This window comes from Microbacterium sp. OR21, from assembly GCF_047306785.1.
Lineage (GTDB): Bacteria > Actinomycetota > Actinomycetes > Actinomycetales > Microbacteriaceae > Microbacterium > Microbacterium esteraromaticum_E.
In genome coordinates this window covers 18,362-31,189 of sequence record NZ_JAZEXJ010000002.1, presented here as the reverse complement: position 1 = coordinate 31,189, position 12,828 = coordinate 18,362, and the positions used below count along the sequence as shown (strand labels likewise).

General features: G+C 71.0%; 11 protein-coding genes. 10 read left to right on the top strand and 1 reads right to left on the bottom strand.

The window, feature by feature from the left end; translation table 11 throughout:
- Positions 1-63 precede the first annotated feature (63 nt).
- Genes V2S04_RS04780 through V2S04_RS04770 form a run of 3 tightly spaced genes read left to right on the top strand, consistent with a single transcriptional unit; the run spans position 64 to position 4,442 of the window.
- On the top strand, positions 64-1,701 hold the full coding sequence (locus tag V2S04_RS04780; RefSeq protein WP_413637311.1) for a trypsin-like peptidase domain-containing protein: 1,638 nt from the start codon (positions 64-66) through the stop codon (positions 1,699-1,701).
- A 54-nt stretch (positions 1,702-1,755) separates the two neighbouring features.
- A complete protein-coding gene (locus V2S04_RS04775; protein WP_413637310.1) occupies positions 1,756-3,009 on the top strand; it encodes a CDP-glycerol glycerophosphotransferase family protein in 1,254 nt (417 codons plus the stop codon).
- Positions 3,006-4,442, top strand: coding sequence for a CDP-glycerol glycerophosphotransferase family protein (locus tag V2S04_RS04770; protein WP_413637309.1), 1,437 nt, complete (start codon positions 3,006-3,008; stop codon positions 4,440-4,442). The genes V2S04_RS04775 and V2S04_RS04770 overlap by 4 nt, the downstream gene beginning before the upstream one ends.
- A 23-nt stretch (positions 4,443-4,465) precedes the next feature.
- Here V2S04_RS04770 and V2S04_RS04765 read toward each other — a convergent pair whose 3' ends face one another.
- The gene (locus V2S04_RS04765; RefSeq protein WP_413638097.1) at positions 4,466-5,485 is read right to left on the bottom strand and encodes a glycosyltransferase family 2 protein; all 1,020 of its coding nucleotides are present in this window, start codon (positions 5,483-5,485) and stop codon (positions 4,466-4,468) included.
- Positions 5,486-5,602: 117 nt separating this feature from the next.
- Between V2S04_RS04765 and V2S04_RS04760 the strand changes: the two genes are divergently transcribed.
- The 7 genes from V2S04_RS04760 to V2S04_RS04730 all read left to right on the top strand — a co-directional run bounded on the left by V2S04_RS04760 (position 5,603) and on the right by V2S04_RS04730 (position 12,789).
- Positions 5,603-6,826, top strand: a complete 1,224-nt coding sequence (locus tag V2S04_RS04760; RefSeq protein ID WP_413637308.1) for a hypothetical protein — start codon at positions 5,603-5,605, stop codon at positions 6,824-6,826.
- A 31-nt stretch (positions 6,827-6,857) separates the two neighbouring features.
- Positions 6,858-8,138 (top strand): CDP-glycerol glycerophosphotransferase family protein, encoded by a 1,281-nt coding sequence (locus V2S04_RS04755; RefSeq protein WP_413637307.1) that lies wholly within the window; start codon positions 6,858-6,860, stop codon positions 8,136-8,138.
- The gene (locus V2S04_RS04750) at positions 8,138-8,902 is read left to right on the top strand and encodes a biotin--[acetyl-CoA-carboxylase] ligase (RefSeq protein ID WP_413637306.1); all 765 of its coding nucleotides are present in this window, start codon (positions 8,138-8,140) and stop codon (positions 8,900-8,902) included. The genes V2S04_RS04755 and V2S04_RS04750 overlap by 1 nt, the downstream gene beginning before the upstream one ends.
- Before the next feature lie 113 nt (positions 8,903-9,015).
- Positions 9,016-9,561, top strand: a complete 546-nt coding sequence (locus V2S04_RS04745; RefSeq protein WP_413637305.1) for a PH domain-containing protein — start codon at positions 9,016-9,018, stop codon at positions 9,559-9,561.
- Positions 9,562-9,624: 63 nt separating this feature from the next.
- A complete protein-coding gene (locus V2S04_RS04740; RefSeq protein ID WP_413637304.1) occupies positions 9,625-10,746 on the top strand; it encodes a 5-(carboxyamino)imidazole ribonucleotide synthase in 1,122 nt (373 codons plus the stop codon).
- Positions 10,747-10,867: 121 nt separating this feature from the next.
- Positions 10,868-11,335 carry a 5-(carboxyamino)imidazole ribonucleotide mutase gene (gene purE / locus V2S04_RS04735; protein WP_099195441.1) on the top strand — a complete coding sequence of 156 codons (468 nt, stop codon included), beginning with the start codon at positions 10,868-10,870 and terminating at the stop codon, positions 11,333-11,335.
- The gene (locus tag V2S04_RS04730) at positions 11,332-12,789 is read left to right on the top strand and encodes an LCP family protein (protein ID WP_413637303.1); all 1,458 of its coding nucleotides are present in this window, start codon (positions 11,332-11,334) and stop codon (positions 12,787-12,789) included. The genes purE and V2S04_RS04730 overlap by 4 nt, the downstream gene beginning before the upstream one ends.
- Positions 12,790-12,828 lie beyond the last annotated feature (39 nt).

Below are 12,828 nucleotides of genomic sequence, written 5' to 3'. Positions count from 1 at the left end.
CGCGGCATACGAAACGCACAGACTCGGTTGTCACTCTGATAGGGCGTTGTGAAGGAGCAGAAGATGAACGAGAACAGCACCCCCGACCAGCCCTCGAACTCCGAGGCATCGGCTCAGACCCCGCCGTCCGGCACGCCCGGTCAGCACACCCCCGCGCCCTTCGGCTCCGAGCAGGCGCCGTGGCAGCCCCCGGTTCCGCCGCAGCCCGGCGTCTCACCGCAGTACGGCATGCCCCCGGCTGCTCCGGCGCAGCCCGGCGGCCAGCCCCCGCAGGGCACGCAGCCCCGGCAGGGTGGCCACCCCCAGTCCAGCGCACACGGTCAGCCCGGGGCGTCCTTCGGGCACGGAGCGCCTGCCGGTCAGCCGCAGCCGGGTCAGCCGCTGCCTCCGCGTCCGATGGGATCGCACCCCTCGGCCGACCAGCCCACGCTGACGCTCGACCCGACCCTGACCGCCCCTCCGTCGACCACGGCGGGCGCCGCGAACGGCGACGGGCAGAAGAGGAGCGGCGGACCGGTGCGGCTCGCCGGTCTCATCCTCGCCGCCGCTCTCGTCGGCGGGGTCGCCGGGTTCGGCGGCAGCGCGCTGGGCACGGCGGTGTTCGACCGTCCCGCCTCGCAGTCCGCGACCGGTCCGCAGAGCGTCACCGTGAACAACCCGGGGTCGGTCAACGAGACCACCGCGATCGCCAGCGAGGTGCTGCCGTCGGTGGTCACCATCGAGGTCGCCGGCTCCAACGAGTCGGGCAGCGGATCCGGGGTCATCCTCGACAAGCAGGGTCATGTGCTCACCAACACGCACGTCGTCACCCTCGGCGGTGCCGCGGCCGATCCGACGATCAGGGTCACCACCTCCGACGGGCGCATCTATCAGGCGAGCGTCGTCGGCACCGACCCGATCTACGACCTCGCGGTCATCAAGCTCGAGGGCGCGAAGGACCTCACTCCGATCGAGTTCGCCGATTCCGGCAAGCTCAACGTGGGAGACACCGCCGTCGCGGTGGGCGCGCCCCTGGGCCTGTCGAACTCCGTGACCACGGGAATCGTCAGCGCGCTGAACCGCAGCATCGAGGTCGCGTCGTCTGCACTCCCCGACAACGCCACGCAGCAGCCCGACAGCGAGGGCGAGCAGGGCGACAGCGGCAACCCGTTCCAGTTCGACATCCCCGGCATGGGCCAGCAGCCGGCGAAGCAGTCGATCTCGATCGCGGTGATCCAGACCGACGCCGCGATCAACCCGGGCAACTCCGGCGGCGCGCTCGTCGACAGCAAGGGCAGCCTGATCGGCATCAACGTGGCCATCGCGACGGCCGGCGGCTCGTCGTCGAGCGAGGCGGGCTCCATCGGCCTCGGCTTCGCCATTCCGTCGAACATCGCCCAGCGTGTCGCGGACGAGATCATCGCCGACGGCGCCGCGACGCACGGTCTGCTGGGCGCCACGGTGCGCGACGCGTCGAGCGTGCAGGGCGCGTCGGTCGCCGGCGCGGTGATCGACACTCCGACGCAGGGTGGCGCCGCCGCCGAGGCCGGTCTCAAGCGCGGCGACATCGTGACCGAGTTCAACGGCGTGCCGATCACCGGAGCCAGCGACCTCACCGCGCAGGTGCGTGCGGCGGCCGCCGGCAGCGACGCGACGCTGAGCTATGTGCGCTCGGGCAAGACCTACGAAGCCGAGGTGACGCTCGGCGAGCTGAAGCTCTGAGCGGTACCCAGCCCGCTCCCCGGTCAGGACGCCACCCCGCGATAGGCTCGCGGGGTGGCGTCCTTCTCTTTCGGCACCGGAAACGCGGCGAAGCTGCTCCGGATCCCGCTGTATGCCGTCGGACGCATCGCCGCGCTGGTCATCCCTCGCAGCGACAGATGGGTGTTCGGCTGCGGAGCCGGCATCGGCGACGGAGCCCTGGCCCTGTACCGGGTCGCCGAGCAGAAGGGCCATCGGGTGCTGTGGCTGGCCCGCTCGACCCGGGATGCCGATGACGCGAAGGCGCTGGGCATCCGCACCGTTCCGCGCGACGGACTGCGCGGCTGGTGGGCGACGATCCGGGCCGGGGTCGTCGTCGTCACACACGGGCTGGGAGATGTGAACCGCTACGGCAGCAGCGACGCCTTCGTCGTGCAGCTCTGGCACGGCATCCCGCTCAAGCGCATCGGACTCGATTCGCCGGTCACCGCACAGGTGCCGCCGGGCGTGCCCGGCGCCGTCGTGCTGCGCCGGCTGCTCACGGTGCTGTATCGGAGGGCGGCGCAGCGCATCCAGGTGCTGCCCGCGGCCTCGCATCGCTCGCGCGGACGGCTGGAGTCGGCCTTCGGGCTCGATGATGACCGCGTCATCGTGACGGGGGAGCCCCGGGTCGACGTCCTCTCGCAGGGCACCCGCGAGCAGCGACGGCAGAACGCCGCCACGCTGCTCACCCGCACCGGTCCGCTGCTCGCCGCCCAGCGAGTGCTGCTGTACGCCCCGACCTGGCGCGACGGCGCGGCTGATCCCGCGATCCCCACCGCCGCGCAGTGGGTCGAGATCGTGCGACTGCTCGAGAAGCACGACGCGATCCTCTTCATCCGCTCGCACCCGCTCGGCGAAGGCGCCTACTCGCCGCCGTGGTCGAGCGGACGGGTCCGGATGCTGAACTCCGATCTGCTGGCGGACGTGACACCCGCCCTGCCCCGCGTCGACGTGCTGATCACCGACTACTCGTCGATGGCGTACGACGTCGGTCTGCTCGCGATGCCGGTCGTGTACCTTGCGCCCGATGCCGAGCAGTACGCCCGCGAGCGCGGCTTCTACGGCAAGTACTCCGACGTCGCGGGCGACGACAACGCGCCCGACTGGGAGACGGCGCTCGCACAGCTCGACGCGGTGCTCTCCGACGACGCCGTGCGGGCGGAGCGCTCGGAGCGCTCCGCCGAGCTCAGCGCCCACATGCACGCTCACCGCGACGGGCGCAACGCCCGCCGCGTCTACCAGGCCATCCGCGCGCGGGGCGTACCCGCGCCGAAGGGAGCACGATGACCACCGCTCGCATCGATGAGCAGGCGCAGACGCTGATCATCTCGGGTGCCGGGGCGCGCCCCGCATCCGCCGACCTCGTCGGCCCGCGCGCCCGCGTGAAGGCGAGGATGACCGGCGGCGGGAAGACGTGGAAGGCCACCCTGCCGCTGCGGGTCTCCCGCTGGGGCGGAGCCGAGCTGCCGCTGCCGGCGGGCGAGTACGAGGTGACGGTCGACGGCATCGACCTCGACGGGGTCGACCTCGAGCCGACCCTGCTGTCGGGTCTGCGCATCGAGATGCGCGGCGCCCGCGCGGTGATCGCCCCGCCCATCGCGCCGATCTACGAGACCGCCGAAGGACAGCGCACCCTCGAGCAGCGCTACGCCTCGCAGATCGGCGCGGGTGAGAACGCCGTGTTCTTCGAGAGCTTCTACGGACAGACCTCCGGCTGCAACCCGCGGGCGCTCGACCGGGTGCTCGCCCAGCGGGCGCCGTCGGTGACCCGGTACTGGAGCGTCACCGATCTGTCGGTGGAGGTGCCCGAGGGTGCCGTCGCGGTCGTCGAGAACGGCCCGGAATGGTGGCGCGCCCGCGCCGAGTCCCGCCTCCTGGTCGTCAACGACTGGCTGCGCCGTCGGTTCGTGCGCAAGCCCGGGCAGATCGTGCTGCAGACCTGGCACGGCACCCCCCTGAAGAGGCTCGCGCTGCACCGCCCCGGCTTCGACCCGCGCCGTATGGCGGCGGTGGTGAAGGAGTCCCGCCGGTGGGATGTCCTTCTGGCGCAGAACCCGTACGCCGCGCGCATCCTCAAGAAGGCGTACGCGTTCTTCGGCAAGCCGATCTGGGTCGAGGGATACCCGCGCAACGACGTGCTCGTGAACGGCGACCCCACCCCGGTGCGCGAGGCGCTCGGCATCGGCGCAGACGAGCGGGTGATCCTGTACGCCCCGACCTGGCGAGACGACCGCGCCGAGATGGTCGACTTCGTCGACCCGCAGCTTCTCGCCGAGCAGACCGACTCCGTCGTGCTGGTGCGTGGTCACTCGCGCACCATCCGACCGGGCCGAGACCACGCGGGCGCGCGGGTCATCGACGTCACCGGCTACCCGGAGACGGCGCGGCTGCTGCTCATCGCCGATGTGCTCGTCACCGACTACTCGTCGGTGATGTTCGACTTCAGCGTCACCGGCCGGCCGATGTTCTTCCTCGTCCCCGACCTCGCGCACTATCGCGGTCAGCTGCGCGGCTTCTACTTCGATCTCGCCGAGCGGGCACCGGGACCGCTGGTGCACAGTCAGGACGATCTGGTGCGCGCGCTCGATGACCTCGAGGTGAGTGAGGCGTATGGCGAGCGATACGCCGCGTGGCGCTCGCAGTTCAACCGCCGTGACGACGGACAGGCGGCCGACCGGGTCGTCTCGCGCATCCTGGATCAGGGCTGGCTGACGGCCTGACCGGCCGGGGAGCAGCCTGACGGCTACGGCAGCGGGGTGTTGCGGGAGCCCAGACGCGACGCGTCGACGGTGTCGCGTGCGCCACGCAGCGCACCGCCGATGAAGCCGAGACCCCACGAGAAGTGCATGGTGGGCAGCACGGCCATCGTCCACAGGCGCTGACGCACCCCACCGGGGCTCACGAGGCCGACTCCGATGACGAGCAGGGCGTACGCGATCAGCGGCAGGTAGATCACCGATGCGATCAGCGCGGCAACGCCGCGCAGCACTCCGGCGAGCTGCAGGATGCCCGTGAGCAGAGCGACCGCCGTCACGATCACGAGTGCGGGCGGCGCGAAGAAGCGCAGGCCGTTGCTGCGTCCGAAGCGGCGCACCAGCTCACCGCGCCAGGCGCCGGTGGCGCGGAACTGCCGAGCAAGTCGCGACCAGCTCTCGCGCGGCCAATAGGTGACGGACAGGGCGGGGTCGAACCAGACGAGATGACCGGCCTGCCGGATGCGCAGGTTCAGCTCCCAGTCCTCGCCGCGGCGGATCGTCTCGTCGAACAGACCGACCTGATCGATCACCTCCCGGCGCATGACGCCCAGATACGCCGACTCCGCCTCGCCCTCGTGCTCGCTGCCGTGATACGCGCCGCCGCCGAGACCGACCGGGGAGTTGTACAGGCGTGCAACCGCGCGCTGGAAGGGCGTGCGGCCATCGGCGCGCATGATGCCGCCCACGTTCGCCGCGCCGGTGCGCTGCAGCGTCTCGAGCGCACGGCGGGCGTACCCCGGAGCCAGCTCCGAATGCGCGTCGACGCGGATGATCGTCGGGTGGCTGCTCGCGCGGATGGCGGCGTTCAGACCCACCGGGATGTGCGCCGCCGGATTCCCGACGAGCAGGATCCGCGGGTCGTCCGCGGCGAGGCGCTCGGCCAGCTCGGTCGTGCCGTCGCTGGAGGGGCCGAGAGCCAGGACCAGCTCGGTCGGACCGTCGACGTCCTGCTCCAGCACCGAGCGCACGGCGTGCTCGAGATACGCACGCTCGTTCAGCACGGGCATCACGAACGAGACGCCGGCGGAGGTGATCCTGTCGTCTTCGTGCACGTGTCGATCATGTCATGCGCGCTCCGGCGGCCGGTTCGGACGATTCGGAGGTTGGCTCGATAGCGTCCGCGGATGGACGTGATCCACGACGCGCAGAAGGCCTATCGGCTGGTGCGACGCGCCCTGCGCCTCGGCGCCGCGAGGCGGAGCACGGGCGCACTGCTCACCCAGCGACCAGCCCTGCCCGCCCGGCACTTCCAGATCGCCGTGTACTTCGCCGACACCGATGTGAACATGTACCAGATCAGGCAGTGGTACCGGCCCCTGAGGCGGCTCGCCGACCGGCATCCGGTCGTCGTCATCTCCCGATCGCCGCTGGGCGCCCTCGCGCTGCTGCAGGACGACGCCCTCCCGGTCGCCTTCCTGCCCGAGATCCCCGAACTCGAGGCGTTCCTCGCCGAGCAGGACATCAGGATCGTCCTCTACGTGAATCAGAACACGCGCAACTTCCAGATGTTCCGCTACGGCCGGCGCCTGCACGTGTTCATCAACCACGGCGAATCCGACAAGGTCTACATGACCAGCAACCAGTACAAGGCGTATGACCACGCCCTCATCGCCGGCGAGGCTGCGCGCGACCGGCTCGCCGACGCGCTGTGGGACTACGACGTCGACACCCGCACGACGATGATCGGCCGACCCCAGGCCGACCACTTCGAAGGAGACCCGCCGTTCGAGCCCGACGAGCGCACCGTGGTGCTCTACGCACCCACGTGGGAGGGAGACCGGGAATCGATGGCCTACGGCTCGGTGCGCACGCACGGCGTCGCGCTCGTCGAGGCGCTGGTGGCGACCGGGCGGCATCGCGTGATCTACCGTCCGCACCCGAGAACCGGTGTGATCGACGACGCGTACCGCGCCGCCCACCAGCGGATCGTGTCCCTGCTGGCCACGGCGAACGCGGCCGACGCCGCTGCCCACCACGTGCACGATGACGGACCCGAGATCGGCTGGCAGCTGACAGCCGCGGATGTCGCCGTGCTGGATGTGTCGGCGATGATCTACGACCGCCTCGCCACCGGGCGACCGCTGCTGGTGACGCGCCCGGCGAGCCGGGAGGCGAAGATCGACGAGAGCGGATACCTCTCCGCCTGCGAGTGGCTGCGCGCGGAGGACGTCTCGGCCGAGGGGGTCGCGGAGATCGACCGTGTGCTCGTCGATGCCGACGCCGTCGCGCGGCTGCGCCGCTGGTCGGCCCGGTACTTCGGCGACACCTCGCCGGGAGCGGCGACCGCGCGTTTCGAGGCCGCCATCGACCGGCTCTGGGAGCAGGCACCCGCGTATCCCGGCACCTGAGCGGCCGCACAGTGCCCGGTATCCTGGAGGGATGGGTGTGGTCTCGGACGGGAAGAAGGCGTATCGACTGCTGAAGAAGGCACTCGCGTCGCGCTCGGCGGTGCAGCGGGTGCGTCGGCGGCTCGCCGCGCAGGGACCGCATCCGCATCACCACTACCGCGTCGCGGTGTACTTCGCCGACGGCGCCGTCAATATGTACCAGATGCGTCAGTGGTACCGCCCGCTCGCCGAGCTGGCCGGACGCTGGCCCGTCGTGGTGCTCTCGCGCAGTGCGACCGGAGCCGAGCAGCTGTTGCAGGAGGATGCGCCCCCGGTCGCGTTCGTGCCCACCGTGCGGGACCTCGAGAGGTTCATCGCGACGCAGGACATCCGCGTCGTGCTCTACGTGAACCAGAACACGCGCAACTTCCAGATGTTCCGCTACGGGCGCCGCTGGCACGTGTTCATCAACCACGGCGAGTCCGACAAGATGTACATGACCACCAACCAGTACAAGGCGTACGACTACGCGCTGATCGCCGGTCAGGCGGCGCGCGAGCGGCTCAGCCGCACGCTGTGGGACTACGACCTCGACGCGCGGACGATCGAGATCGGGCGCCCGCAGGCCGACCACTACTCCGGAACGCTCCCGTACACCCCCGACGAGCGCAGAGTGGTGCTGTACGCGCCCACCTGGGAGGGCGACCGCCCCTCGGCGCACTACGGGTCGATCGCCTCGCACGGCGAGACGCTCGTGGGCCGACTGCTCGCCACCGGCCGCCACCGGGTGATCTACCGCCCGCACCCGCGCAGCGGCGTGGTGAACGAGGAGTACGGGGCCGCGCACCGGCGCATCCTGACCGCGATCGCCGAGGCGAACGCCGCCAACCCCGGCGCCCAGCACGTGCACGACGACGGACCGGAGCTCGGGTGGCAGCTCGCCGCCGCGGATGTGGCCGTCGTCGACATCTCGGCGATGGTGTACGACCGGCTCGCCGCCGGCAAGCCGTTGCTGATCACCCGTCCCGCCGACGAGCGGGCCTCCATCGACACCACCGGCTACCTCTCGGCCTGCGAATGGCTCACCGTCGCCGGAGCCGCCGACATCGTCGCAGAGGTCGAGCGCGTCGCCGCCGACGAGGAGGCGGTCGCGCGCCTGCGCACCTGGGTGACGCACTACTTCGGCGACACGACACCCGGGGCGGCCACCGCGAAGTTCCACGGCGCCATCGAGCAGCTCATGCAGAAGTGGGATGACTGGCACGCGCGCAGTGCGGATGCCGGCGACGACAGCGCAGACGACGAGAGCGATTCCGACGAGGACGACGACTGATGCAGCTGTCGCGTGCCCGCGCGCTCGCTGATCCGCTCATCGTGCTCGACACGTGCGACTCGACCAACGCCGAGCTGCGCCGGCGCGCCGAGGCGGGGGAGCGGCTGGGGCATCTGGCCGTCCTGCTCACCGACGCGCAGACAGCGGGGCGGGGTCGCCTGGGGCGCACCTGGACGGCGCCGGCGGGTTCGGCGCTCGCCGTATCGGTCCTGCTGCGCGATCTGCCGGCCGACATCGATCGATGGGGATGGATCCCGCTGGCGGCCGGGGTGGCGATGACGGATGCCGTCGCGGCGCAGCTCCCGGGCCGCGCTGTCGGACTGAAGTGGCCCAACGACGTGCTCGTCGACGGGCGCAAGATCTGCGGGATCCTCGCGGAGGTGACGCCGCACGGCGTCATCGTCGGGACGGGCGTCAACACGGCCATGACCGAGAGCGAGCTGCCGGTGCCGTCGGCGACGTCCTTCGCAGCTCTCGGGGCTCCCGTCGACGTCGACCGGCTGCTGGCCGATCACCTGTCGGGCCTGGAGGCACGGGTCGCGGGTCTCACCGCGAGCGGCGATGCCGTGGCATCCGGCCTGCACGCCGAGGCGCAGCAGCGCTGCCTCAGCATCGGCCGCGACGTCGAGGTCACGCTTCCGGGCGGCGAGATGCTGCACGGGCGCGCGACGGGGCTGCAGGACGACGGATGCCTGCTGGTCGATGTCGAGGGAACCGTGCGCGCCATCGCATCCGGAGACGTCGTGCACGCCCGACTCGCCTGATGCGACGTTCGAGGAGCGATCCGGCCCGCCCGGTCTGACCGACGCACCCGGTCTGACCCGACGCGCCCGGCACGCCTGCCGCGCAGGCAGGCGGTCGCGGGCACAATGGAGACGTGACCCAGCCCGTGACTCTCGGCGGTCGGCCGAACATGCCGCCGCCGGGTGCGCCCGTCGAAGAGCTGCTCGTGGCGCGCTTCCGCAGCCATGCGCGGCGGCTGTTCTGGCCGGCCGTGCTGCTCATCGCGACCGCCGGTGCCACGGCCTACCTTTACGACAACCTGCCCGCTCCCTTCGAGAACTGGATGCTGCTGGCAGCTGCAGGGATCGTCGTGCTGCTGCTCGTGGTGCTGCCGTTCCTGTTCTGGCTCTCGCGCACCTGCACGATCACCACACGTCGCGTCATCGTCCGGGAGGGTCTCGGCTCGCGGCACCGGCGGGAGCTGTCGCACACGCGCGGCTACTCGATCAGCGTTCGCCGAGGGCCCCTGCAGCGGCTCTGGGGTGCCGGGACGATCACACTGAGCAACGGCGTCGACGAGCCGATGCGGCTGCAGAACGTGCCCATGGTCAACCTCGTGCACGAAGTGCTCGCAGACCAGGTCGAGGTGAACCAGATCCTCGCTCACCGCGACGCGCAGATCTCCGGCCAGGGCTTCTGAGCACACGCCGTCTCGCGTCCGCGTCGGAGTGCGCGAGAATGGAGGCGACGAAAGGGGCGCTGCATGACCGTGCGCGTGGGTGTGATCGGCGGAGGACAGCTGGCTCGGATGATGATCGCCCCGGCGGTCGAGCTCGGACTCGACATCCGGGTGCTCGCCGAAGACGAGGGCATGTCCGCCTCGCTCGCCGCGACCGCCGTCGGCGACTACCGCGACGCGGAGACCGTCCGCGCGTTCGCACGCGACGTCGATGTGATCACGTTCGACCACGAGCACGTCCCGCAGGAGGTCCTCCGCGCCCTCGTGGCAGATGGCGCTCAGGTGCACCCGGGCCCGGACGCTCTGCAGTACGCACAGGACAAGCTGGTCATGCGCGCTCGTCTCGCCGAGCTCGACGTGCCCCAGCCCGACTGGGCCGCGGTGCGCGACGCCGACGAGCTGCAGCGCTTCATCGACGAGCACGGCGGCGGCGCGGTCGTGAAGACGCCGCGAGGCGGCTACGACGGCAAGGGCGTGCGCGTGGTGCGCGTCGGTTCGGAGGCCACCGACTGGTTCGACGCGGCAGCCGGCGATGCCCTGCTCGTCGAGGAGCTGGTGTCGTTCCGCCGCGAGCTGGCACAGCAGATCGCTCGACGTCCCAGCGGCGAGATGGTCTCCTATCCGGTCGTCGAGACCGTGCAGCGCGACGGCGTGTGCGCCGAGGTCATCGCTCCGGCCCCCGCCGCGACCGAGCGGCTCGTCGAGATGGCCGAGCAGATCGGCCGCCGGATCGCCGAGGGCATCGGCGTGACCGGGATGCTGGCCGTCGAGCTCTTCGAGACCGACGACGAGAGGATCCTCGTCAACGAGCTGGCCATGCGTCCGCATAACAGCGGGCACTGGAGCCAGGACGGCGCGGTGACAGGACAGTTCGAGCAGCACCTGCGTGCCGTCGCCGATCTCCCGCTCGGAAGTCCCGAGCCGCGGCAGCCGTGGACGGTGATGATCAACATCCTCGGCGGCCCCGCCGACGGCGCCCTCGCCGACCGGTTCGCCTCGGCCATGGAGGAGTACCCCGACGCGAAGATCCACACCTACGGCAAGGCGCCGCGGCCCGGGCGCAAGGTGGGCCACGTGAACGTGTCGGGCGACGATCTCGTCGACGTCACCTACACCGCCCGCGCCGCCGCGGCGCTGTTCCTCTGACCCGGTGCGGCGCGTGTCGCGGTGGCGCGTGCCGCTGCGACCTTCTCTCAGCGGCGCCGCGTAACCTGTCATGGTGACTGAGCCACTGCACTCCTCGAGCTCGCCCCTGGTCGGCGTCGTGATGGGATCCGACTCCGACTGGCGGGTGATGAGCGACGCCTCTCAGGCGCTCACCGACTTCGGCATCCCGCACGAGGTCGAGGTCGTCTCGGCGCACCGCACGCCCGACAAGCTCATGAGCTACGCCCGGGAGGCCCGCGGCCGCGGCATCCGGGTGATCATCGCCGGCGCCGGGGGAGCAGCGCATCTGCCGGGCATGCTGGCCTCGATGACCGCGCTGCCGGTCATCGGCGTGCCCGTGCCGCTCGCATACCTCGACGGCATGGACTCGCTGCTGTCGATCGTGCAGATGCCGGCGGGCATCCCCGTGGCCACCGTGTCGATCGGCGGGGCGCGCAACGCCGGCATCCTCGCGGCTCGGATTCTGGGCACCTCCGACGCGGACCTCGCCGACCGCGTGGAAGCGTACGCGGCAGAGCTCGAGAGCCAGGTCGAGCAGAAGAACCAGCGGCTGAAGGACTCCCTGTGACCTTGGCCGCCCCGCACGCTCCCGCGCGAGGCGGGCGGCCGCTCATCGAGACGCGCCCGCTGCGGCACCCCGACAGCGCCGACGAGGCGACGATGGGGCGGCGCGGATGGTGGCTCGTGGTGCTCAACGCGCTCATCCCCGGCTCCGCGCAGGTGCTCGCCGGCAACCGTCGACTCGGACGCTTCGGACTCGGGGCGACACTGCTCGGATGGCTCCTGCTGCTCATCGCGGCGGGGCTCGCGCTGTTCGGCCGCAGTGCACTGGTGTGGCTCGCCGTCGGACCCCTGTCATGGTTCGTGCTCACCCTCGTGCAGGTGCTGCTGATCGGCTACGCGATCCTCTGGATCGTGCTCACCGTCGACACCCTGCGCCTGGTCCGGCTGGTGAAGGTGCCGTCGATCTCGCGGTGGACGCTGCCGGTCGCAGCCGTCCTCGTGCTCTCGCTCGCGGCATCCGGCGCCGTCTACGGATCCACCGTCGCCGCGTCCAGTCGCGGCGCGATCGGCAGCATCTTCGGCGGCGGCGGCCCGAGCCTGCCGCCCAGCGACGGCTACTACAACATCCTCCTGCTCGGCGCCGACAGCGGCGACGGCCGCGACTCGATGCGCTTCGACAGCATCTCGGTCGTGTCGGTGAACGCCGACTCCGGTGCCGTGACGATCACCGGCATCCCGCGCGAGCTGCCCCACGCGCCGTTCAGCGACGGCAGCCCGATGCAGCAGCTGTACCCGGACGGGTTCGAGGGCCACGACTCCCGCACCTGCGGCTGGAATGGCTGGATGAACCACGTCCGCAACGCCGCAGAGGTCTGCCGCGAGGACCAGGGCGCGTCTCTCTATCCGGATGCCGCACAGCACGACTCCGCGCCGGGGATCGAGGCCACCAAGGACGCCGCCGAGGGTGTGCTCGGCATCGAGATCCCGTACTACGTCTTCGTCGACATGGACGCGTTCGCCGAGCTGATCGACGCCCTGGGCGGCGTCGACATCGAGGTCGCGAAGCGGCTGCCCAAGGGCGGCGGCCCCGGCGACACCGACCGTCCCGCCTCGGAGTGGGCGACCGGCTGGATCGAGCCCGGCAAGCAGCACATGGACGGCGACACGGCGCAGTGGTACGCCCGGTCGCGCTACACCACCAGCGACTGGGACCGCATGAAGCGCCAGCGTCAGCTGCAGATCGCGATCCTCGAGCAGTTCACTCCGGAGAACGTCGCGAGCCGCTTCAACGAGATCGCGGCGGCCGGCACGGCGCTCGTCGAGACCGACCTGCCGCAGGACAAGCTGCCCGAGTTCTTCGGTCTGGTGATGAAGGCCAAGGAGCAGCAGGTCACTCAGATCGAGCTGACGCCCGAGTTCGGGGTCGACGAGCACGAACCCGACTACGCTCACATCCGCGAGATGGTGCAGGACGCCCTGCATCCGCCGACCAAGACGCCCGCGCCGGACGGCTCCTGAGCGCGGCGCTTTAGGGGTGCAGCCAGGATGACGCAAGCC